25 protein-coding genes are annotated in these 23,281 nt (G+C 35.3%); 15 read left to right on the top strand and 10 right to left on the bottom strand.

Translation table 11 applies throughout. The features are described from left to right. Nucleotides 1–23: 23 nt before the first annotated feature. Together H6W53_RS09365 and H6W53_RS09360 are read left to right on the top strand one after the other, a co-directional pair. The gene (locus tag H6W53_RS09365) at nucleotides 24–452 is read left to right on the top strand and encodes a transposase (protein ID WP_185206342.1); all 429 of its coding nucleotides are present in this window, start codon (nucleotides 24–26) and stop codon (nucleotides 450–452) included. Further along, nucleotides 428–754, top strand: coding sequence for a transposase (locus H6W53_RS09360; protein ID WP_087709489.1), 327 nt, complete (start codon nucleotides 428–430; stop codon nucleotides 752–754). The genes H6W53_RS09365 and H6W53_RS09360 overlap by 25 nt, the downstream gene beginning before the upstream one ends. A 1-nt stretch (nucleotide 755) precedes the next feature. On the opposite strand, the gene H6W53_RS09355 is transcribed toward H6W53_RS09360, so the two are convergent. From H6W53_RS09355 to H6W53_RS09335, 5 genes are all read right to left on the bottom strand, one after another. Further along, nucleotides 756–1,424: an ATP-binding cassette domain-containing protein gene (locus H6W53_RS09355; protein ID WP_185206340.1), complete on the bottom strand. Its 669-nt coding sequence runs from the start codon at nucleotides 1,422–1,424 to the stop codon at nucleotides 756–758. Then, nucleotides 1,421–1,699, bottom strand: coding sequence for a hypothetical protein (locus H6W53_RS09350; protein ID WP_185206339.1), 279 nt, complete (start codon nucleotides 1,697–1,699; stop codon nucleotides 1,421–1,423). Before H6W53_RS09350 ends, H6W53_RS09355 begins: the two co-directional genes overlap by 4 nt. A 130-nt stretch (nucleotides 1,700–1,829) precedes the next feature. Continuing rightward, complete coding sequence (locus H6W53_RS09345; protein WP_185206338.1) at nucleotides 1,830–2,441, bottom strand: hypothetical protein; 612 nt, start codon at nucleotides 2,439–2,441, stop codon at nucleotides 1,830–1,832. 85 nt (nucleotides 2,442–2,526) lie between these two features. Then, nucleotides 2,527–3,018 (bottom strand): YcxB family protein, encoded by a 492-nt coding sequence (locus H6W53_RS09340; protein WP_185206337.1) that lies wholly within the window; start codon nucleotides 3,016–3,018, stop codon nucleotides 2,527–2,529. Then, complete coding sequence (locus H6W53_RS09335) at nucleotides 3,019–5,166, bottom strand: endonuclease MutS2 (protein ID WP_185206336.1); 2,148 nt, start codon at nucleotides 5,164–5,166, stop codon at nucleotides 3,019–3,021. Nucleotides 5,167–5,532: 366 nt separating this feature from the next. On the opposite strand from H6W53_RS09335, the gene H6W53_RS09330 reads away from it, so the two are divergent. Continuing rightward, nucleotides 5,533–6,036 (top strand): GNAT family N-acetyltransferase, encoded by a 504-nt coding sequence (locus H6W53_RS09330; RefSeq protein ID WP_185206335.1) that lies wholly within the window; start codon nucleotides 5,533–5,535, stop codon nucleotides 6,034–6,036. Between the two features lie 155 nt (nucleotides 6,037–6,191). Then, nucleotides 6,192–6,833 carry a uracil-DNA glycosylase gene (locus tag H6W53_RS09325; RefSeq protein WP_185206334.1) on the top strand — a complete coding sequence of 214 codons (642 nt, stop codon included), beginning with the start codon at nucleotides 6,192–6,194 and terminating at the stop codon, nucleotides 6,831–6,833. Here H6W53_RS09325 and H6W53_RS09320 read toward each other — a convergent pair. The 3 genes from H6W53_RS09320 to H6W53_RS09310 form a co-directional block, all read right to left on the bottom strand. Continuing rightward, nucleotides 6,820–7,311, bottom strand: a complete 492-nt coding sequence (locus tag H6W53_RS09320) for a hypothetical protein (RefSeq protein ID WP_185206332.1) — start codon at nucleotides 7,309–7,311, stop codon at nucleotides 6,820–6,822. The two genes, H6W53_RS09325 and H6W53_RS09320, sit on opposite strands and share 14 nt — an antisense overlap. Before the next feature lie 7 nt (nucleotides 7,312–7,318). After that, nucleotides 7,319–7,810 (bottom strand): DUF456 domain-containing protein, encoded by a 492-nt coding sequence (locus tag H6W53_RS09315; protein WP_185206330.1) that lies wholly within the window; start codon nucleotides 7,808–7,810, stop codon nucleotides 7,319–7,321. A 78-nt stretch (nucleotides 7,811–7,888) separates the two neighbouring features. Beyond that, a complete protein-coding gene (locus tag H6W53_RS09310; RefSeq protein WP_185206328.1) occupies nucleotides 7,889–9,064 on the bottom strand; it encodes a carboxypeptidase-like regulatory domain-containing protein in 1,176 nt (391 codons plus the stop codon). A gap of 166 nt (nucleotides 9,065–9,230) precedes the next feature. On the opposite strand from H6W53_RS09310, the gene H6W53_RS09305 reads away from it, so the two are divergent. From H6W53_RS09305 to H6W53_RS09260, 10 genes are all read left to right on the top strand, one after another. Then, the gene (locus tag H6W53_RS09305) at nucleotides 9,231–10,499 is read left to right on the top strand and encodes a mechanosensitive ion channel family protein (protein WP_185206326.1); all 1,269 of its coding nucleotides are present in this window, start codon (nucleotides 9,231–9,233) and stop codon (nucleotides 10,497–10,499) included. Nucleotides 10,500–10,576: 77 nt separating this feature from the next. Further along, nucleotides 10,577–11,296, top strand: a complete 720-nt coding sequence (locus H6W53_RS09300) for a pyridoxine 5'-phosphate synthase (protein ID WP_185206324.1) — start codon at nucleotides 10,577–10,579, stop codon at nucleotides 11,294–11,296. A 92-nt stretch (nucleotides 11,297–11,388) separates the two neighbouring features. After that, nucleotides 11,389–12,168 carry an alpha/beta fold hydrolase gene (locus H6W53_RS09295; RefSeq protein ID WP_185206322.1) on the top strand — a complete coding sequence of 260 codons (780 nt, stop codon included), beginning with the start codon at nucleotides 11,389–11,391 and terminating at the stop codon, nucleotides 12,166–12,168. A gap of 116 nt (nucleotides 12,169–12,284) precedes the next feature. Continuing rightward, nucleotides 12,285–12,503, top strand: coding sequence for a microviridin/marinostatin family tricyclic proteinase inhibitor (locus tag H6W53_RS09290; RefSeq protein ID WP_087709515.1), 219 nt, complete (start codon nucleotides 12,285–12,287; stop codon nucleotides 12,501–12,503). 27 nt (nucleotides 12,504–12,530) lie between these two features. Further along, nucleotides 12,531–12,749, top strand: coding sequence for a microviridin/marinostatin family tricyclic proteinase inhibitor (locus H6W53_RS09285; RefSeq protein ID WP_087709517.1), 219 nt, complete (start codon nucleotides 12,531–12,533; stop codon nucleotides 12,747–12,749). An 83-nt stretch (nucleotides 12,750–12,832) separates the two neighbouring features. Continuing rightward, complete coding sequence (locus tag H6W53_RS09280; RefSeq protein ID WP_185206320.1) at nucleotides 12,833–13,789, top strand: MvdC/MvdD family ATP grasp protein; 957 nt, start codon at nucleotides 12,833–12,835, stop codon at nucleotides 13,787–13,789. Next, entirely contained in the window at nucleotides 13,782–14,786 is a 1,005-nt protein-coding gene (locus tag H6W53_RS09275; RefSeq protein WP_185206318.1) for an MvdD family ATP-grasp ribosomal peptide maturase, read from the top strand. Before H6W53_RS09280 ends, H6W53_RS09275 begins: the two co-directional genes overlap by 8 nt. A 471-nt stretch (nucleotides 14,787–15,257) precedes the next feature. Beyond that, complete coding sequence (locus tag H6W53_RS09270) at nucleotides 15,258–16,271, top strand: NAD-dependent epimerase/dehydratase family protein (protein WP_185206316.1); 1,014 nt, start codon at nucleotides 15,258–15,260, stop codon at nucleotides 16,269–16,271. Next, the gene (locus H6W53_RS09265; protein ID WP_185206314.1) at nucleotides 16,268–18,037 is read left to right on the top strand and encodes an AMP-dependent synthetase/ligase; all 1,770 of its coding nucleotides are present in this window, start codon (nucleotides 16,268–16,270) and stop codon (nucleotides 18,035–18,037) included. Before H6W53_RS09270 ends, H6W53_RS09265 begins: the two co-directional genes overlap by 4 nt. Before the next feature lie 77 nt (nucleotides 18,038–18,114). Then, complete coding sequence (locus H6W53_RS09260; protein WP_185206312.1) at nucleotides 18,115–19,170, top strand: diphosphomevalonate/mevalonate 3,5-bisphosphate decarboxylase family protein; 1,056 nt, start codon at nucleotides 18,115–18,117, stop codon at nucleotides 19,168–19,170. A gap of 58 nt (nucleotides 19,171–19,228) precedes the next feature. Here H6W53_RS09260 and H6W53_RS09255 read toward each other — a convergent pair whose 3' ends face one another. After that, nucleotides 19,229–20,074 carry a prephenate dehydrogenase gene (locus tag H6W53_RS09255; protein ID WP_185206310.1) on the bottom strand — a complete coding sequence of 282 codons (846 nt, stop codon included), beginning with the start codon at nucleotides 20,072–20,074 and terminating at the stop codon, nucleotides 19,229–19,231. Between the two features lie 264 nt (nucleotides 20,075–20,338). On the opposite strand from H6W53_RS09255, the gene H6W53_RS09250 reads away from it, so the two are divergent. Further along, nucleotides 20,339–20,812, top strand: coding sequence for a hypothetical protein (locus H6W53_RS09250; protein ID WP_185206308.1), 474 nt, complete (start codon nucleotides 20,339–20,341; stop codon nucleotides 20,810–20,812). A 101-nt stretch (nucleotides 20,813–20,913) separates the two neighbouring features. Here H6W53_RS09250 and H6W53_RS09245 read toward each other — a convergent pair whose 3' ends face one another. Beyond that, the gene (locus tag H6W53_RS09245) at nucleotides 20,914–23,190 is read right to left on the bottom strand and encodes a cation:proton antiporter (RefSeq protein WP_185206306.1); all 2,277 of its coding nucleotides are present in this window, start codon (nucleotides 23,188–23,190) and stop codon (nucleotides 20,914–20,916) included. Nucleotides 23,191–23,281: the final 91 nt, after the last annotated feature.

The following is a 23,281-nucleotide window of genomic DNA, read 5'->3' as shown; positions in this document are numbered from 1 at the left end:
AATATAATACACATTGATGAAAAATGAATTTCAAGGACATCCATATTGGTAAGTTTATTGAAATTAAGGTTACAGAATGTGGGATGGAAATTTCCCACATCTGTAATTATTTTAATTTGAAAGAAGAAGATATATACAAAATGTTCAGCTCGTCGCATATAGACTGTACTGTTCTGCTGAACTGGAGTAAACTTCTTAATTATGACTTCTTTAGACTTTATACTCAGCATTTAATATTTTACTCGCCTCCGTCTTCAAATCTGAAACCGCAGTCACAGACTAAACATAAAGTATTTAAATCAAACTTCAGAAAAAATATTTATACTCAGGAAATTATTGATTTTATTCTCGAATTGATGGAAGAAAAAAAACTGTCAAGACATGAAATTTACGAAAAATATAAAATTCCAAGCACAACACTATACAAATGGATATCAAAGAGAAAAAAATAAAGAAAACAACTCCGGACTATAAACAGATATATCAGGATCTTATTACAATGAAATATCCTGAAAAACTTCAGCAGTGCGAACATATACTTAGAAAAAAAGAGCTGGGTTTTCTGGATGTTTTAGAAGTTAATAATATTTTAAAACCCAATAAGGCAGATCAGAATTTAAAATCATATGATAAATCTACTATTTTAAAAATTCTGGATTATCAGAAAAAATATAATTTAAACAATACTGAACTGGCTATTAAGTTTAAAATGAGCAGAAATACGGTAGGGAAATGGAAAAAAATATTCTTCTGAATTAATCTGAATAAGAGACCGGAAGATAACCGTGCCGTTGCAATTCTTTTAAATCTTTAATCTGCCTTAAATAAGAATCAGAAAGAAGATAAATTTCATCTGAAACTTCCAACACTTCCTTATAGCGATGATCTGAGAGGATAATTCCTTTCTGTTGTGATTGTTCTTTAATTATTCTCTGAATTTCAACAATCATTTTTGGAGATAAAGCATTAAAAGGTTCATCCAGAAGAATAAACTTTGAATCGGAATATAAAATTAAAAGAACCTTAACAATTTTCTTCTCACCGCCGGAAAGACTTCCAGAAGTTTCATTTAAAAAAGGTTTTAATAAATCTGATCCAATGAGCTGATCTGCATTTTCTTTATTACAGAAAAGTGAGATCAGTTTTTTAATTTTTACACCTCTCGGAAGAAAAGAATACTGCGGTAAATAAGCAATTCTTCCTTTCCTGTCCATCTGGTTTTGAAGAACTTTATCATCCACTCTGATGAATTGAGAATCGCCTTTTTCTGTTCCGAAAATAATTTGTAGAAGAGTAGATTTTCCAGTCCCGTTTCTTCCCAATAATCCGATAATTTTTCCTGTTTCACAACCAATATAGATATCTCTCAGAATTTTTTTTTCGTTGAAAGACTTTGTAACACTGTCAATATGCAGTCGGCTCATATGAATTTTGTAATCATATTAATAGTAATTCCCGATGAAAAAGTGAAGATCCAAAGAAAAACTCTTGAAAACCCGAAATTGGCAAAGAAAAAATATTCATTCTTCAATCTTAATTCATAAATCAGATAATGAAAAGCCGGAAAAAATACCAAAAAACACAATCCGAAATGGTCAGCCGTAAAACCAAGTAGGGCATTCATCAACAAAGAAAATAGAACAGCAGGAATCAATAATTTTACATAGAAAATCCAGAGAATCCTTATATTTTTAATCATATATCTGTTTAAACTAATTTTGAATTCAACCAAAGTTAAATCAATTGATTATAAAGCTTTTACTTAAATATCTTAAGCTCTCAAAAGAATAAAAATCTGAAATTTTTTAGAAACTGATCACCAAATATCGTTAAATTTTCTCTGGATCTTTTTTTGACAAAAACAGATAAGAATAGATTCCAAAGAAAACAAAAACAACTGAAAATACAGCGGCAGCAATATAAAAAGCATCTCCGAAACTGTACGCAATATTTATTTTTCCATCCATTCCCATTCCTGTGGTATGTTCCATATCTTCCATTTTAGCTTTAAAACTCAGATAAAATCCTAAAAACCCAAGAAGTCCGGTTACAGAAAACCCAAGATGATAAAGATACTTGTTTCGTATGGTTTTCATCAGTTGCACAGCAATTCCCGCAATCGCCATTAGAAAAGAAAGAATAACAAACGGATTTGGCGAAATATCACCTTTGTCACTTTCTTCTTGAGAATCATCTGATGAAGACGGATGATCTTCCTGATTGCTTACGGAAGATGCATAAGGAGAACTTTTTTTAATGCTTTCTCTCATTCTTTCGTCCATTTTTTGCTTAGAAACTCCCGTTATCAGATCAGTTCCCTTTACAGACATTAAAGTAACGTTACCGCATTTCACAAGGAAAAAGGGAAATAAAAAACAAAGGATAATTACAGTATAGCTCGGTATCGGCAGAAAGTCGGACAGCATTTTTAAGGTCTTCATAAATTATTGTTTGGGGTAAAAATATAAAATTTAAAATAAAAGAGCGTCCTGAACAGACGCTCTCATGAGATATTTTGTAAGTACATTACTCTTTTCTGAGTTTTGCTTTTACATTATTTTCTGTAATCATTCTTCGCAATCCGGTAATCTCATCCTTCGTAAAATACTTTTTCGGAACCATATTCATCGTCTGTGCGCTTTGGTAGATCAGAAACCATTCTTTATTTTCCTTCACTTTATAAACCGTATTCCATGCAAATTCTGCATCAAAAGTTTCTCCTTCCGTACGGATTTTCTCTTCCGTAAAAATATATGTAATATGTTCCTGAATCTTTTTATTGGAACTGAAAGCAAATTTCAGCCGTAAAAAAGACCTGATCACGATAAACAGAAACATAATTCCAAGCCACATTGAAGCTGAAAGCAAAATTTCCTGTTCAGAATTGCCATCTGCAAACAGTTTTACAATAAAGAAAAGCACAATCAGCAAAGGAAAAGCAATAAGCCTTATTAAAGAACTTTTGAGATGAAACATCAGAAAATCCTTAAAACTGATATGAGTTTTTACCGTTATCATTTAAATTCTTTCCAGTTCGTCTGCGTCAATCGTCGTTTTGAAAGTTCCGTAATTCACGATCACTTTATTCCGCGAAATTTTTTCAATCGTTCCCACACTCGTACTGCCGGAAATACGGACACGTTGCCCGACTTTCATCCAAAGAGCACGGTCGGTTTTGCGTTTTTCCTCCAGTTTTTCATTGGTTTCCGTAATTTTTTCAATCACTTCTTCCTTTTTAAGCTGTTGGGTAATCTTTCTTTTTACAATCTGAAGACGTTTAGATTCATCTTTATCCGCACCCAGTTTTCTGAATTTTTCCTGCTCAAGAATTTTTACAAAATCTTTTACCACATCTTTTCTGGATTTTCCTTTTACATAGCTGTCGATAAAAGCCTCAATTTTGTTCCCGAACTGCAGTTTACGGTGCTCTTCTTCATATAATTTCTGGAAATTGAATAACTTCTGCTGGAGCTGTTCATTCAGTTTCTGAAGGTTATCGCGCTTATCTTCTACAGATTCCTTTCTTTCGGCAAGATCGGTTTTAAGCTTTTCCACTTCATATTTTTCCTGCTGAAGCTTTACAATCGTTTTATCCAGATTTACAATATCATGTTCCACCTTTTTCTTGGCAGAATGAATAATGAATCTCGGTATTTTATTCTTTTCCGCCACCTCAAAAGTAAATGAACTTCCCGCTTGTCCCACTTCCAGTTTGTACATCGGTTCCAATGTTTCTTCATTGAATAACATTGCGGCATTCTGGGCATTCGGAAGCTGTTCTACAACAAGTTTAATGTTGGTGTAGTGCGTCGTAATGATCGCAAAACTTTTTTTGTCATAGAAAAACTCAAGGAAACTTTCTGCTAACGCACCTCCCAGTTCAGGATCGGAACCTGTACCGAATTCATCAATCAGTAAAAGCGTATTCGCTTCAGCTTCACGGATGATTCCCGACATTTTCTTCAATCTTGATGAATACGTTGAAAGGTGATTTTCAATCGACTGATTATCCCCAATATCGGTCATGATCTTATCAAAGAAAAACATTTCCGATTTTGGATGGGTTGGAACCAGAATTCCGCTCTGGATCATCAGTTGAAGCAATCCTACCGTTTTCAGCGTAATGGATTTTCCTCCCGCATTCGGTCCGGAAATACAGATGATTCTGTTGTGTTCCGTTAAACTCAGCGTTTGAGGATAGATCGTTTTATTTTCCGCTTTATTCCTTAAAAATAGTAAAGGATGAAATGCTTCTCTTAATCTTAATGTTTTATGGCGGTTGATTTTTGGTAAAACACCATTAATGAGTTCTGCAAATTTAGCCTTCGCTCTCGTTAAATCAAGGTCGAAAATATACTTCTGATATCTCCAGAGCTGAGGTTGGAATTCCGCCAGTTCTGCGGTAAGCTGTCTTAAAATCTTATCAATTTCTTTTTTCTCTTCCTCCTCACTTTCACGAAGCTTGAAATAATGCTTTACTACGGAATCCGGCTGAATATAAGTAATGGAACCCGTTTTCGAAAGTCCCAAAACCCTTCCCGGAACTCTTCTTTTGAATCCCGATTTTACCGCTAAAACTCTTTGGTCATCAATAATCGTTTCGCGGATATCATCCAGAAAATCACTCTGTCCGTAAGTCGTTAACGCACGGTTAAAGTTTTCCTGAATCGCTTTTTTCGCGTGCTGAATTTCACTTCTTAATCCTTTTAAAACAGGAGAAGCTTCACTTTTTACCTCACCGAAACGGTTGAATACCTTATCAACTTTATCAATAATCTCTTTTCTGAATTCCAGAACAGAAACATCTTCCATGAGAGTAGGGAAGGTTTCCGGCATGGTCGGGAAGAACTTCTGCAGTTTCCCGATTTGCTCCGTGATGGTTTTGATTTTGATGAAAGCGCTGTTTTCCAGGCGGTAATTTTCGATCAGCATAAGCTTCAGCTCACTTTCGATATCTTCATATTCATCAAACGGAATTGCATTTGAACTTTCAAAACTCGAAAGATACTCGGAAGTTTTTTTCAATGAAAGTTCTGCCTCGTCTATTTCCATCGGACGAAGTTGAAGAATTTTTTCTCTTGTTTTCGGAGAATACGCAAAGGGAGAAATTTCCGCGAGCAATTGCGGAAACTCTAATTCGTTTAAATCTTCTTTATTTATATACACAGTGCAAAGATAATTAATTTGAAAATGAAATAATTTGAGAATTTGAAAATGATTTATTGATTTGATCTCTTTTATTAATATAAGCTTCGGCAAGTCCAGTTTGATATTTTGTAACGCTTCGATTGTATTCAGGATGTTATCTTTTTGTAAAGTTTTTCTGAAATCATTAATGTGCTGTATAATTAGATAAATGTTTGATTTTAATTTTAAAACCTAACAGGTTTCTGAAACCTGTTAGGTTTACAACTGTTTAACAGTCTCCATTGAATTTTTGGACTTTGTTCTACACTTATTTCAATAAAATTTTTGTGATTTTTGTAGCAGAAATTAGTTAGTTTAATTACTAAATTTATGTAAGTTTGAACTATGAAGCTAGAAACCGAAAGATTAATTCTGAAACCCATCAACGAAAGTTATACGGAAGACATTCTAAAGATCAGAAGCAATGAAACCATCAACCAGTTCGTACACCGGAATCCTCCTAAAAACAATTATGATGCGCTTCAGTTTATTTTAACCATTAAAGAAAATACCCGAAATCAGACATCTTTTTATTGGGGAATTTCTTTAAAAGACCAACCAAATCTGATTGGAACCATTTGTCTCTGGAATTTTTCCGAAGACCGGAAAGAGGCAGAAGTCGGTTATGAATTATTACCGGAGTATCACAGAAAAGGAATCATTTCGGAAGCTTTGGCTGCAGTCGTGGATTTTGCATTTAAAAATTTACATTTGCAGGAAATTGTTGCGATGACGCATAAACTCAATGAAAATTCAAAAGGACTTCTTTTAAAACATGATTTTGTATTGCAGGAAGATAGAAAGGATGAAGATTTTCCGGAGAATCTGGTTTTTAGTTTGAAGAAATAATTTTCTTTGTCATTTCGACGAAGGAGAAATCTTTTTTATTTTAATCATTAAATTTGCGTTAGATTCTTCATTACGCTTTGCTTCATTCAGAATGACAGTTGGCGTAAAAATTGAATTTTCAAATTAATTCATTCTCAAATTTTCAAATTTAAAAAATGACCTGGACAGAAATATTAGCCCCGATAAAAAATACAGAATACTTTACCAATTTATGGGAAAAAGTAAAGCAGGAATATGCGACAACCAAAGTTTTTCCACCAAAAAATCAGATTTTCAGAGCGTTGGAAATTACGCCTTTTGAAGATATCGAAGTGGTCATTATCGGACAGGATCCTTATCATAATGATTATCAGGCAAATGGTTTATGTTTTTCCGTTTCCGAACAGGTTGCTGCACCGCCTTCTCTGAAAAATATTTTTATTGAATTAAAAGATGATTTGGGGGTTGAAAGAACTTCAAAAGAATTGGACGATTGGGGAAAACAAGGGGTTTTACTGTTGAATGCAACATTAACTGTTCGTGCGCATTCTCCGAATTCACACAAAGATTTGGGATGGGAAAAATTTACAGATTTCATCATCAAAGAAATTTCAGATAAAAAAGAAAACGTTGTTTTTGTTCTTTGGGGCGCTTTTGCACAAAAAAAAGCCGAACTCATCGATCCGGCTAAACATTTTATCTTAAAATCTGCGCATCCTTCTCCGTTTTCTGTTTACAGGGGATTTTTTGGAAGCAAACCTTTTTCAAAAATTAATGAATATCTGGTTTCAAAAGGGAAGAAGCCTATTTCATGGTAGGATTTTCTCCTCCTTTTTTAATGGTAATTCCTATTTTGTACTTTCCGTTCAAAGCCTTTGCTCCGTCTGCCGAAGCAGGATAAGGCTGAACATCCGTTAAAGAAATAGTATATCCGTTAAATGCAGCCGACTGATGATAGTTTCTGCCTTCATTGTCCATACTGGCTAAATTCAGAATCACCGGTCGGGTTGCAGTTCCCATTACTTCAACCTGTGCCACGGCAACACCTGCCCAAATGCAGTTTACATCTTTTGGGCAACGGCTGTCTTCAGAAATTCCTTTGAAAGTTACATTCATCTGATATTCTTCAAGGAATTTGTTTTCACCCTCGTTGAAATAGATCATTCCGCCATCTTTGCTGGTTACTTTGGTAACGCCTGTTTTATCCGTGTTCACTTTTAATTTATTTTCTTTTTGAGCATTACAGTTCATTAAAAACAATGAGCCTAAACTCAGGATAAGCATTTTATGTAGCATAATTTTTTTATATAATATTAAGCATATCTAATAATACTACCAAAAACATTGCCACGCCTACCACAAGACTGAAACCTGTTCCGTAAATAAATCCTATAAAAGCCCCTTTTGTCGATTTCAGGGCTTTATTCACATCCTTGCTGTCGTGAAGAAGTTCTCCGATAAACACTCCTGCAAACATTCCCACCAGAAAACCCAAAGGAATAGGTAAAAATATTCCGACAATGGTTCCGATAATCGAACCGATGCTTCCCCAACGCGTTCCTCCGTATTTCTGATTGGTTTTTGCCGGAATTACATAATTCAAAACTACAGAAGCTACCGTCAGAATTCCGAATGCCCAAACATAAATCATAGGAAGATCTGCATCTGTTCCGAATTTATAAATTAAAAATCCGCAGATACTCAGCAATAAACCCGGCAAAACAGGAAGAAACGTTCCTAAAATTCCCAGAAACAAAAGAATAAGACAAAGGATATTAATTAATGTCGTGTCCATAATTTGAAATTTATTTGCAATATATAACAAAAGTGACTCCAAAAAGAGCCACTTTATATAGTAATGAAAAAAATATGATTAAAGATTCAGGATCACGTACTGTAAAATCACACCTGCATTTCCGATGTTTCCTGCAGCATGATTATGGAAACTTGTATAATAGATATATCCGCTGTTTGAAGAACCGGAGCAAGGACCTACAGTTGCACCCAATGCAACAAGATAAGGAACCAAAGTCTGCGGAACCGAAATCGTGATCTGAATACTGCTTCCCGGAATAGTAATGCAAACCGGAACAAAAGTTGTGTTCGGAGCATTTCCGATTGGCGTTACCGGAATTCCTGTAGCCGTAAAATGATTCGTTCTCAACATCAATGCCTGATTAGCACCGTCTTTTACCAGAACTTCCCAGTAAGAAGGGTCATAATTGGTAATTTTTTGCCAGGATCCCAAATCAAAATCGATATTCAGATTATTGAAACCAAGTGCCGAAGACAATCCTGCGTTGCTTACCACAGCCGGAACAATTCCCGAGTTTCCGTTGTTCACAGAACATAGTTTTGAATCGGGAACAAATCCTCCCGCAGGAGCACAGCCTGAAGTATTTTCTGTTCCACCCACCAGATAAGAAACATCCCAATCTGAAGCATAGATACTTCCGCCATTAGCAACGAAGATCGCAAGGTTTGCATCGATTGCAGGGAAAAGTGCCTGATTGGTAGAGTATTTTCTGGAACCGCAGTTCAGGAAAATAATATCATACTGTGCAATGGTATTTAAATTTGTAAGATCATTATTCGTGATTTCCGTTGCAGTATATCCTAAAGAAAGAATAATATCTTCAATTTTATCATACGAACCTTTTACATAAGCAATTTTAGCTACCTGATTCAGTTTGGTCTGAGACAGATCCAGCGTTAAAGTTTCGTTATTTTTTACATTTGCCGCAACTTCTGTACGGAAATTGCTTCCATTCCCAGTCTGAATGTGAATGGTGTGATTGCCGACCGGAGCGTCCAGTGTAAAATTACCATCTGCATCGGAAGTAGTGTAGTAGATCTTATATTTGTCATCGAAAGTAAAAACGGATGCGCCACCAATGGCTTTGGCTCCGTTCTGTGACATTACTTTTCCGGAGATTTTTCCGGTTTTTACTGTATTATCAACCGTAGCTTCCGTAGATGGAGAATCCGAGCGACAGGAACCCACAGACAATAAGATAATAAAAATAAAAATGAGGTTTAGTTTTTTCATAAGTTTTAGCGTTTAATTACATCACTAAATTAACAATTTTATTATTGTAAATATCTTAATTTTAGAATAATTTTAAATAATCGTTAATTTAAATTGAAATATTTTATGAAAAATCCTTATTTAATCGATATTGAGTGAATTTAATTTTTTTACTAAATTTGTTAGAATGAATGATCAGTTACAGGAAACCAAAAATTTCATACAGGATTTAAGCGAACAGCTTTATTTATACATTACCAAAATTTCTCCGGCAGGTCTGGATTGGGTTTTTCATGCCTTTACAAAACTTGCGATTCTTGTTATTGTATTTTTGCTGGTAGACTTTCTTGTAAAACCTGTGATTAATCTTATCTTCCGTTTTTTTCATAACGAAGAAAAATATCCCGTAATAAAATCAATTTATCAGTCAAGAATAACAAATTCTGTTGCACATCTTTTTGCTTTGGCAATTGTACTGGGAATTCAGACCTCTATATTTCCGCCAAAAGCAATTCCCAGAACCAATATCTTTATTATACGTTCCATTAATTTAGGACTTGTATTAATCCTTGCCGGAATGCTCTATCGTGGTCTTACTGCTTTCAGAAATTATTTCGCCATTAAACAGGATTATTACAAAATCATGGCTTTGAATGCGATTTCTGAAACAATGAAAATTTTAGGAATCTTCATTTTCTCCATTGTAGGAATCTGTGTGATTTTCGGGATTAAAGGAGCTACGATTGTTGGAAGTTTAGGGGCAATTACTGCGGTTCTGGTACTGGTTTTCCGCGATACCATTCTTGGATTTGTAACCGGAATCCATGTTTCAACCTCTAAAAGTCTTAAAGTAGGGGACTGGATCAGTATTCCCAAATACAATATCGAAGGAAATATTTCAGACATCAGTCTTTTAACGACGAAGATCATGAATTTCGATAAAACCATTTCTTCGATTCCCACCTATGATCTTTTAACCACTGAGATTAAAAATCTTCAGGTGATGTCAGAATCCAACACCAGAAGAATTAAAAAATCAATCTACTTTAATATCAATTCCTTTAAATTTTTAACGGAAGAAGACATTGATCGCCTGAAAGACATTAATCTGATCTCAGAATATCTTGAAGGAAAAAGCATTGAGCTGAAAAAAGAAAAAGAGACTTTGAAGCACAGCGATAAAATAGTGAACGGAAGACAGCTTACTAATATTGGTGTTTTCAGATACTACGCAGAAAAGTACCTGCAGAATGATCCGGATGTGGATCAGGATGGTGCAATGATGGTTCGTCAGTTGGATATTACTCCTCAAGGTCTGCCTTTGGAAATCTACTGTTTCGCCAATGATTCGCGTTGGGAACATTTTGAGCAGATTCAGGCAGATATTTTTGATCATTTACTGGTTGCTTCTAAAGAATTTGATTTACAGGTGATGCAGATCAGTGTGAAGGTGTAACGAAACTTATTCTTCGAATGTAAAATTTCATGAAATAATAAACCCACTTTTAAGTTGGGTTTTTTTATTTTTGCATTATGACAAAACTAAGTGTAAACATTAATAAAATTGCGACGCTGAGAAATGCAAGAGGAGGAGAAACCCCAAGTGTAACGGAAGCAGCCGTAAAAATTCAGGAGTTTGGAGGACAGGGTATTACCATCCATCCAAGACCGGATGAAAGACACATCACAAGAAAAGATGTTTATGATCTGAAACCTTTGGTAACCACGGAATTCAATATCGAAGGAAATCCCCACCGTTCCTTTATCGATATGGTTCTTGAGGTGAAGCCGGAACAGGTAACGTTGGTTCCTGATGCAGATGATGCCATTACTTCAAATGCGGGCTGGGACACCAAAAAGCATCTGGATTTTCTTACGCAAGTGATCGCAGAATTTAAAAATGCGGGAATCCGTACTTCGATCTTCTTGGATCCGACTCCGGAATTGGTAGAATATGCTGCAAAAACAGGAACCGACAGAATTGAACTTTACACCGAAGCTTACGCTAAAAATTATACTTTAAATAAAGAATCTGCTATAAAACCTTACTACGATACGGCGGTTGTTGCCACAGATTTCGGATTGGGAATTAATGCAGGGCACGATTTAAGCTTGGAAAATTTAAAATATTTCGCCGATACCATTCCGAATTTGCTTGAAGTTTCGATTGGTCATGCTTTGGTTTCCGAAGCGTTATATATGGGAATGGAAAATACAGTTCAGGCTTATCTGAAGAGACTGGCAAAATGGTAAAAATCGGAAGTTATATGTGAAGCTAAAGGTTTGATAAATATTTTCTAAACTTCCTGCTTCCATCACCCCGCTTCTATCTAAAAACAAAACGTATGGAAATTTTAAATTCAAAAATATTTGGCGAAAATCTTTCGTCGACACCGCTTTTGGTATTTCACGGTTTATTTGGAATGCTTGATAACTGGGGAACTTTCGGAAAAGATTTCGGAGAATTTGTACCGACTCACCTTATTGATCTCCGTAATCACGGAAGAAGTTTTCATTCGGATGAGATGTCTCACGACGATTTAGCGGATGATATTCTTCGGTATATGGATCATTACGGCATACAGAAAACACATATTCTGGGGCATTCTTTAGGCGGAAAAGCAGTGATGCAGTTTGCTATTAAATATCCTGAAAAAGTGGAAAAGCTCATCGTTGTGGATATTTCTCCGAAAGCATATCCTCCACATCATCAAGGAATTATCAAAGCTTTGGAAACGGTAGACTTCAATACGGTAAATTCCAGAAATGATGTGGAAGCTGTTTTAAGTCAGTACATTCCTGAAAGATCAACCATACAATTCCTCACAAAAAATCTGTATTGGGACGATAATAAAAAACTCAACTGGAGATTTAACCTGAAAACTTTGTCTGAAAAATACAATCAGTTTGTTTCGAATGCCATTAAATTTGGCGTTTTTGAAGGTGAAACGTTGTTTATTGCGGGCGAAAAGTCAAACTATATTCTTCCTCAGGACGAATTTGCCATCAAACAGCAGTTCCCAAAAGCTCAGTTTTCAACGGTTAAAAACGCAGGACATTGGGTTCAGGCTGAAAATCCTGTAGATTTTGCTAAAATTATCAAAGAATTTTTGAATATTATGTAATATAAAGTGTTTATTTTGGTTGAATTGTTAAAGTTTTCTTAAATTTTAAATTTATTCTTCTTTGTGTGATATTTTTTAATATTTTAGTCGAAGCTAAATCACTAAATATTAACATCATGGAAAATAAGAAAAACAAAAAGCCGTTCTTCGCATCATTTTTAGAAAAACAAATCGCAGAACCGGAAAAAATCAAAGGAGGATCTGAAACTGTTGCCACAGCTCCGTTAAAAGATAATGTTACAACAGCACTTCAGGACAGCATTACAAAACCTTCCAATGATAATGTTACCATGAAATATCCTTCCGATGGCGATGAGGGAGGTACAGAAATCTAAAAACGAATAACCCAAAATAAAACAACTATGAAAAACAAAGATTCAAAGAAGAAGCCATTTTTCGCTTCATTTTTAGAGAAACAATTACAGGATCCTGAAAAAATTAAAGGAGGAGCAAATGTAACAATTGCTTCGCAGGATACGGTTACAAAACCTGCTGTAGATACTGTGACAAAGCCAATCTATGATATGGCGCAGACAATGAAATATCCTTCTGATGGGGATGATGATTCTCCATCGATTTAATGGATTTTTATCTTGATCACATTAAAAAAATCATACTAAAAGGAAACTTACACTCTAAGTTTCCTTTTTTAATAAACCGGCAGATGATTCTTTGCATTACACATTCTCAGGATTTTTACAATATTGATATCTTTTTTGAATATTTAAAATCTAAAAATATTCCTTTTTTCAGGCTGAATTCTGATAAAATAAATCATTATCAGAAAATAAGCATCAGCGAAAACTTTTTTGAATTAACCGATGAACTCGGAAATACCGTTAATTCAAATGAAATTAAAGCGGTGTGGCACAGAAAATCGTGGGGAATCTCTGTTCCTGAAGAACTGGATGAAACCTACACAAAAATTTTTCTGAAAGAATACGCTGCTCTCAGATACAATCTTTTCACCTTGGTGGAAGAAATTCCGTGGATTAATCCGTTTGAGAATGAAAATAAGATTGATGGCAATAAGATGTATCAATTAAAGATTGCCCAAAAAAACAATCTTACTATTCCTGAAACTATTTTTTCGAACAATTCAGAACAAATAACTGAGTTTTTCCATAAGAAATGCAATGGAAAAATGGTGGCAAAACTTCATGGTGCGCTTTCAAAAACAATGAGCGGCGAAAATTTCCTTTCCACCAACATCATCGATGAAAATTCTCTCGAAAATATAGAAGACATAGAATACTGTCCCATGATTTTTCAGCCCTACATCGAAAAAGAATATGAATTGAGAATACTGTATCTTGACGGAGAATTTTTTACCGGAAAAATCAATAACAGCGAAAACGCAGACTGGAGAATAGCCAACGAAAATTATTTTTGGTCAGAATACCATTTACCGGAACATATGAAGACCGGTCTTACCTCAATGATGAAAGATATGGGATTGTACATCGGAGCAATCGACATGATAAAAAGCAAAGATGGAAAATATTATTTCCTCGAAGTAAATCCGCAGGGAGAATGGGGAATGCTGCAAAAAGAACTCAATTTCCCGATTGCGGAAAAAATTGCCGATAACCTTATAAAAAGAATGAAACCCAATGAATAAAATTTTAATAATTACCCATACAGGAGATAATTTTTCCATAGAAAAAGTAACAGAATATATTGCTGAGAACAATTGTGAAGTCATCCGTTTCGACGTAGATTTATACCCTTTGCAAAATAAATTATCCACCCGTTTTGAAGACGGAAAATGGATCAGTATTTTAGAAACTCCTGAAAAAAAATATCGTTTGGACGATATTTCCGCAGTCTGGTATAGAAGAGCCTACAATATTGGATCTGGTCTGAAAGAAGAGCTGGATTCTAAATTTTACGGTGCTGCGATGGGAGAGATCAGAACGACACTATTTGGGTTTTTAGAGTCTATTGATGTTTATGCATTAGGGAAACCAAGTGTTTACAGAAGAGTAGACAGCAAGGAAGAACAATTGAAAATAGCTCATAAAATTGGACTTAAAATTCCGGAATCCTGCCTTACGAACAATCCGGAAGAAGCGAAACAGTTCATTGTAAAACATAAAAATGTGGTTGCCAAAATGCAGACAGGATTTGCCATTTATGAAGACGGTGTAGAAAGTGTGGTCTTCACCAATGTGGTAAAGGAAGATAAACTGGAAGAACTTGATACCCTTTTGTACTGTCCGATGCAGTTCCAGAAAAAAATTGAAAAGAAAAAAGAACTTAGAATTACCATTGTCGGAAGAGATGTTTATGCTTTCGAAATCGATTCTCAACAATCGGAAGCCGCAAAAATAGACTGGCGAAAAGACGGGGTAAATCTTATTGATAAATGGATTCCGACGGATCTTCCAACAGACATCGAAGCAAAATTGCTGGAACTTTTGGATGTTTACAATATCGATTACGGAGCAATAGATATGATCGTTTCACCCGAAGACGAATATTATTTCATTGAGATCAATTGTGCCGGAGAATTCTTCTGGCTGGATAATCTCACCGAAGGAAACCTTATTTCAAAAAGCATTGCTGATATTTTATGCGATAAAGCTCCAAGAAGAAACAATATGGTTTTGGTTTAAAATTCTTCCAACACAAGATAATACAGAAAACGGGCGAAAGTCCGTTTTTTTAATTTATCTTCAGTTCGGGATAAGAAATAAATTTAAGTATTTGATTTATAGTATTATATTAAATTACCGCAAAGCAAAACAAAAGATTTTTTTACTTATTGAAAGTTTGTAAGCTAAACAAAGGCACTTCGTTTATTCAAAAAACACAAAAATGGTATTACTTTAATAAGTTTTACGCCTTTGTATATCTTAAAAAATGAATTCCTGATAATTGAATCTCTTTGTTTTACCTTGCGTTTAAGAAGACTTATCCTGAACTCAGGTTGATTTAATGACCATCTTATTTATTGCTCAAAACAGAGACACAAAACTTTTGCTGTTTTTATCCATTTAAAAAACAGAAATCTCCCTTAAAAATCGCAAATTTGCATAACGTAGAATATTATCATAATTTAGTCAGCAATCAAGTAAAAAAAATTGATGGTTTTTGTAACGGGAGCAACCGGAATTTTAGGCAGAGTAATCGTTTTGGAACTTCTGAAAAAGGGAAAAAATGTTCGTGCAGCAAAAAGACCGACGAGCAATTTAAACAAAGTAAGGCATTCCTATACATTTTATACGGAAAATCCCGATGATTTCTTCAACAGAATTGAATGGGTTGATGTAGATTTTAATGATATATATTCTCTTCAGGAAGCTTTGAAAGACGTGGACGAAGTATATCACTGCGCTGCAAAAGTAAGCTTTCATCCTCATGACGAAAAAGAAATGTATCGTACCAATATAAAAGGTACAGAAAATCTCCTGTACGCCTGCGAAGGCTCCGGTGTGAAGAAATTTCTTCACGTAAGCTCAATTGCTGTCCTTGATAATTTCAACGAAAAAGGAGAACTGGACGAGGATTCCGATTTCAATCCTAAACTGGATCATTCTGCATACGCACTTTCCAAACACCTTTCCGAAATGGAAGTGTGGAGAGCTTCAGCAGAAGGTTTAAACGTTGTTATTGTAAATCCCGGAATCATTATCGGAAGCGGAAACTGGGGAAACAGCAGCGGAGATGTTTTTCCTACCTTCGAAAAAAACAGCTTTACATTTTCTGGCGGATCTAGTTATGTGGATGTAAGAGATGTTGCAGAAATTTCCATAGAATTAATGGAAAAAAACATTTTCGGAGAACGTTTTATTGTTATTGCTGAAAACAGAAAGTATGCAGAATTAGGAAAACAGATCAGATCAAAATTAAACTTAAAAGAAGCTAAAATTCTTTCAGATTTTCAGCTCAATATCGGAGTTTTGGCAAATACGTTATTCGGCTGGTTTATTCCGGCTTTAAGAATGGCGACAAAATCCAATGTGAAATCAATTTCCGAAATGAATACCGTTTCCAACGAAAAAATAAAAAGCAGATTGAATTATCAGTTTATTCCTCTTTCGGAAAGTATTGATTTTCATTTAAATAATTATATCAACGATAAAAAGATAAAGCAATGAATCTTGCAGAGGCAATTATCTTAAAAAATACAGAAAAGCATCCCATAAAATCTGCCATCGGATTTAAAAAGAAAGATGCAGGCTGGAAAGAACTGAGCTGGAAAAAATTCGGCGAAATTGTGTATAAAACAGCCAATGCGCTTAAAAATGTAGGAATTCAGGAGAATGATAAAGTCGCCATTTATTCGGATAACTCTTCCGAATGGATGATTTTTGATCTCGCGGTGTTGGCAATCGGAGCCATTACGGTTCCAATCTATTCCACCAATAATGCAGAACAGGCAGAATACATCATCAACGATTCAGAAGCGAAGGCAATTTTAGTGGGAGATCAGGCTCAGTACGATGCATGTCTGGAAATTTTAAAAAAAGAAGGTACAGGTCTGCAAACGATTATCATTTCTAAAAAAGCAGTCTGGATCAAGAAAGAATTCAGCAGTTTTTATCTTGAGGATTTCATTGCTAAAAGTTCTCCCAAATTAGAATTCTGCAAGAAAGAATATGAAGATATAGCCACGCTTATCTACACTTCCGGAACAACAGGAACACCGAAAGGAGTCATGCTTACGCACGGAAATTTTGTAAAAGCTTTTGATGCCCACTTTGAATTTTTTAAATTTAAAAACTTTGAAGAAGAGCTTTCTCTGGCATTTTTACCTTTAACCCACGTTTTCGAAAGAAGCTGGAGTTTATTATGTCTTTACGGAGGCGCAAGAGTGTATTTCCTCGAAGATCCGAAGAATATCGCCAATGCTTTGGAAGAGGTAAAACCGACCATGATGTGCGCGGTGCCGAGATTTTTCCAGAAAGTTTACGCTGGAGTTTTGGAAAAAGCAGAAGAAGGTTCGTCGCTGAAGAAAAAAATATTTAACTGGGCATTGGAAACCGGTTCGCAGACCGCAGAATTAAGAAGAAGAGAACAGCCGGTTCCGTTTGGATTAAAAATAAAAGAAAACATTGCCGAATCTTTAGTTTTTAGTAAAATTAAAGAAAAAATGGGCGGAAGATTATGGTTTCTGCCTTGTGGAGGAGCTTCATTATCTCCTGAAGTGACGAAGTTTTTTGAATCGGTTGGAATTCATGTGACGGTTGGCTACGGTTTAACGGAAACTACGGCTACTTTAACCGCTTTTCCTTTGACGAATTTTGAACATGGAAGCTGCGGAAAACCTCTTCCGGGCGTGGAAATCCGAATCGGGGAAAACGATGAAATTCAGGCAAAAGGAAACGGAATTATGAAGGGATATTATAAAAAGCCTGAAGAAACGCAGAAAGTTTTCACCGAAGACGGCTGGTTTAAAACCGGAGATGCAGGAACCATCGACAGCAAAGGAAATCTTACCATTACAGACCGATTGAAAGATCTGATGAAGACTTCCAACGGAAAATACATCGCGCCGCAGCAGATTGAAAATATCTTAACCAACAATAATTTCATTCAGCAGATTGTGCTGATTGCGGAAGGAAAACAGTTTGTTTCCGCGTTGGTTGTTCCGAACTTTGAATTTTTAAAAGAATATCTCAAAAAAAATAATATTTCTTTCACCAATTGGCAGGAAATTGTAAAAAACGAAAAGATACACGATTTTTACAAAGACAAAATTAAAGAACTGCAAAGCCATTTATCCGATTACGAAAAAGTGAAAAAATTCACTTTGATGCCTTCGGAATTTGATATCAATACAGGAGAAATTACTCCGACATTGAAGGTAAAAAGAAATGTAGTGCTTAAAAAATATGCAGATCTTATTGAGAAGATGTATTAAATTTTTAAGGCTGAGTTGAAGATAGAGCTGTAACAACTGTACATTAAGCCAGATCTCACCTTGCAAAAATTGAAATTATGACAACACAGGAATTTTTAGGAAAAAAAGATTTTACAATAAACAATCAGACGGTTTCGGAAAGCTGTCCTTCCAATATTGCCTTAATTAAATATTGGGGGAAATACGACAATCAGATTCCCGCCAATCCAAGCATCAGTTTTACATTAAATCATTGCAGAACCAATACTTCGATGGAGTTTTCTGCCAATGAACCTTTTTCTGTGCAGACTTTTCTTGCCGGAAATGAAGAAGTGAAATTTGCCGAAAAAATTGAAAAATATTTTCGAAATATCGAACAGTATCTTCCATGGATTTTACAGGGGAAATACGTCATCAGAACCGAAAATACTTTTCCTCACAGCTCAGGAATTGCAAGTTCTGCTTCCGGTTTCGGAGCGATAGCTAAATGTTTAATGAATCTGGATGAAACATTCTCGGGAAAAACTTCGGATGAAGAATCGTTGAGAAAAGCCTCTTTTTTAGCAAGATTAGGAAGCGGAAGCGCCTGCAGAAGTCTTTACAACGGATTGGTTGTGTGGGGCGAATCTCAGGTAAAAGGAAGTTCTGATCTTTTTGCAGTACAATACCCAAACGATGAAATTCATGAAATTTTTAAAGATTTTAACGACTGGGTTTTACTCATTCATGAAGGTCAGAAAAGCGTTTCTTCCACTGTTGGTCATGGTTTGATGAATACCAATCCTTACGCAGACAGAAGATTTCAGGAAGCAAGGGAAAACTTCGGTCCCATGAAAGAAATTTTAGCCAATGGAGATTTGCAGAGTTTCATCAAACTGGTAGAACACGAAGCATTAACACTTCATGCCATGATGATGATGAGTGATCCTGCATTTATTTTAATGAAAACAGGCACTTTGGAAGTCATCAATAAAATCTGGGATTTCAGAAGAGAAACCGGTTTGCCGCTGTTCTTCACATTAGATGCAGGAGCCAACGTTCATCTTCTCTTCCCGAACGACGGCTCAGAAGAAAAAATAAAATCTTTCATCGAAAACGAACTCTTGCAGCATACGCAGAACAATGGAGTGGTGAAAGATGTGATGAAGTTTTAATTTTGTGAAAAAATATAAGGGTTAAAGACATACTTAAAATCTTTAACCCTATTTTTATCTATTTATCCAAGATTCCTCTTATTTTATTCGCATTCGAAATCAGTTCTCCAAGATATTCGAAATTTTCTTTTTCCAGGGCGGCTTTAAACTTTCTTAACTGAGCAATATGCTCATTAAGAACATCCAGAACATTTTCTTTATTTTGTCTGAAAATCGGAACCCACATTTCAGGATGAGACTTTGCCAGACGAACAGTGCTGGAAAAACCGGAACTAGCCAATTGAAAAATAGTTTCTTCTTCTTTCTCCTTTTCTAAAACCGTATTTGCCAAAGCGTAAGAGGTGATGTGGGAAATATGCGAAATATAAGCGGTGTGAACATCATGATCTTCCGCATTCATGTAAATCAGATGCATATCAAGACTTTCTACAATTTTTTCAACCAGTTGTAAAGCATCTTCTGCGGATTCTTCCTTATCGCAGATAACTCCTGCTTTTCCGGAGAAACTTTCTGAAACTGCCGATTTCGGGCCGTTGTTTTCCGTTCCCCACATCGGATGGAAAGCCACAAATCTCGATCTTTTCGGATGATTTTTTACCGCATTTACAATTCCTGCTTTGGTAGATCCTGCATCCATTACTGTCTGATTTTCCGAAATCAGGTCTAAAATATTCGGAAGTAATTTTCTTGCGGCATCTACAGGAATGGAAAGAATCACCAGATCAGAGTTTTTAATTCCGTATTCCAGGTCTACTTTTGCATCGATTATTTTGAGCTCTAATGCTTCATTCAGATGCTCATTGCTGTTATCAATACCGTAGATGAAATCGGCAATTCCTTTTTGTCTTAATTTTAATGCAATCGAGCCCCCGATTAATCCTACACCAATTATACTTATTTTCATCGTTTAAATTTTAAAATAAAAAACCCCGCCCAAGGACGAGGTTTTGTTTTATCTATATGAAATCCTTATCCCAGATCTGAGTTAAAAATTCCGTAATAATATGTTCCGTTGTTTGTAATCACGAGACAAAGGTAAATAATTTTTTTTATTTAGAAATAAACGAAAGAAAAATTAAAAATCAAAATATAGATTCCGTAAAAATACGGTTTGATTGATTGGTTAAAATTTTTAGTTTTAATGAAAACTTTAAACCACATAATTTAAATGAAAAATTTTTTTATTGATTTTGGTTTTGATCCATTCAGTTCAGCTAATTATGAGGAAACCGTAATCAATATTCCTAAAGTTAAGAAGGATACAACTTGTACAGATTCTGAAGAGTCTAATAGTGATATTAAAATTGTTATAACAAATATCAATAGACAGATTAATCCAAATGTAAAAATTATTTGGACTATACTTATCTATATTTTTCTCTCATTAGGAATTTTTTTTCGTAGAACCGTTAATTTTCCTGAACCATTATCAGGAATTAATACATTTGTTTTTAAATGGGGAATAATAGGGGCTTCATTTATAATTGGCTTGGCAGTTCTTGCTCCATTGCTGAGAATAATAAGTAAGTTTCATAAAGGAAAATTATCATGGCAACATTGCTTAACTGCTTTTTCAATTGGCTTTTTTGGGGATCTTACTTTTGGACTTCTTATTAATGGTTTTGTAAATATTATCAAATAGATATAAGAAATCTTTTCTCAAAAAAGTGAATGTGAAATTAATTTTATTGTCGATTAAAATTATGTAATTCATCAGTACAGCAAAATTCATTATTCAAATCATTAAGGATTGCTGATAATCAACGTTGACGGAATATCCGATAACCATATGCTTTTCGTATCGATGAGGTTTTTCCAGCTTTTGCTGCTGATAAGCATTAAATCCTGCGAATTCAGAAATTCTTTCTCAATTTTTTTCTCATTGTATAAAGTGATGTGATTGGGCGCAACCTGTTCAATGCTTCGGATGAGTTCTTTCACTTCAATATTATTCCGGATCTGTCCTGCAACATCTAAGATAATAATCTGGGAATTGTTATTATTGATGAGTCTTTTGGCATATTCAAGCAGATAAAAATCGCTTAAATTAAAAATCGGGACAAAAACTTTGTCTGCGGAAGTAAATTCTTTTTCCACCAGAATACCAACAGGAATCTGGGTTTTATCCAGAATCTGTAATGTAAAATCGTCAAAAGGAGAGTTGTTGAAAATATTTCCTTTCCCTTTTACCGTATTTAAAAGTTTTTCAGGATTAATGATCTTCGTCGTAAAACCTAAAAGTCTCCCCAACAGACTTCCCTCATACATCGATTTTCCGAGCATAATCAGAAGAAGATCGTAATTTCCTTTGTTGGTAATATGGGTAAGATCGTTTTCAATATCATTGGAAGCTTTAAAAAGCGTTGTGACTTCAAGATTCAGATCGTTGGACGTTTCTATTACATTTTTAAACTGCTCATTTTCGTATTCATTAATATCGTAAGCGTGCATTTCGTTCACGGGAGCAATATTCATGGCGGTTATGCTTTTATTGCCGTTCATTTTATGGGTGAAATCATGAGCCAGTTTCAGCAGCGTGCTTCCGGATTCAGGATGGTCAAAAGATAATAATACCCTGTATTTCGCATCATTTACCGGAGATTCCTCATCATCTTTTTTAGATTTAAATAGAAAATTGATGAAATCCAGCGCAGGTCCCGTCATGAAAGTTGTAAACAGCGCCATAATTACCATCATAGCAAATATCTGAGGACTTAAAACGCCCAGATCATAACCGATATTCAGGACAATAAGTTCCATTAAACCTCTGGTGTTCATCAAGGCTCCGATCGTTAAACTTTCTTTCCAGTTGATGCCTAAAAATTTTGCGGTTAACGCACTTCCTGCAAATTTTCCGATCACTGCGGTTAAAATGATGAATCCTGCTGTAATCCACAGATGACTGTCATTCAGTAATCCGATCTGGGTACGAAGTCCTGTAAATACAAAGAAAAGGGGCAGAAGAAGAACCAATGCCACATCTTCAACTTTATCAATAAACAATGTTCTGAATTTTGCATTTTCAGGCATGATCGCTCCTGCCATAAAAGCTCCGAAAAGCGCATGAATCCCAATAACTTCCGTAGCATAAGCAGAAAGAATCAAGGTTAAAAAGAAAATCGCAACCATGGGTTTGTTGATGGTGCTTTTTCCTGCCTGTAAGTCTCCGATTCTTTTCAGGAACGGTCTTACAATTTTAATCATGAAAAATACATAGGCAATTGCCATCAGAATTACATAGAGTGAACTTTCGAACGATCCGGCTTTTACAATAGCAATTACGGCTGCCAAAATACACCATGCCGTAATGTCATCGGCTGCTGCACAAGTGATGACTACCGTTCCCAGTTTGGTTTTCTGAAGATTTCTTTCCTGAACGATTCTTGCTAAAACGGGAAAAGCGGTAATACTCATGGCAATAGCGATGAAAAGCGCGAATGAGGTAAACTGAATTCCTTCCGGTGCAAATTCTTTATAAATGAAATAAGACAGACCAATTCCCAAGGCAAAAGGGATAATAATACTTGCATGACTTATGACTACTGCATCGTGTGCTTTTTTTCTTAAAACACTTAGATCCAGTTCCATTCCCACAATGTACATGAAAAGAATAAGTCCGATCTGGCTTAAAAACTGAAGATTTCCTAAAGATTCTTTCGGGAAAAGAAATGCCGAAAATTCCGGAAAGTACATTCCTACAAGGGAAGGTCCCAGAACAATTCCCGCGATCATTTCACCGATCACGGAAGGCTGCTTGATCTTCATACAAATCCAGCCGAAAAGTCTTGCAACAAGAATAATCGTAACGATTTGCGCCAGTAATAAAGCTAAAGGATGGTGAAGATTGGTCTTGAATGATTCTAAAAAATTGTCCCAACTGGAACTGTTGTTTGTTTTTGTAATGATCTTTTCTCCGATTTCCAAAGTCTGTCCTTCAATGATGAAAAAGTACATCAGTGATGAAAAAACAATAATGGTGGAAATATAAAAGATAATGTTTCTGTATTTTCCCCAATTCATGATTCCAAATTTTAGACAAAATTGCTAAGAAAATCGGAAAAAAAAAGATGATTTTTAATCAAATGTAATGAAAAGAAAGAATTTTGCAGTG

Origin of the sequence: Chryseobacterium sp. C3, from assembly GCF_014218905.1 — a bacterium.
Classification (GTDB): domain Bacteria; phylum Bacteroidota; class Bacteroidia; order Flavobacteriales; family Weeksellaceae; genus Chryseobacterium; species Chryseobacterium mucoviscidosis.
Note: the sequence above shows the minus strand (reverse complement) of the source record. Positions and strands in the feature narration are given on the sequence as shown.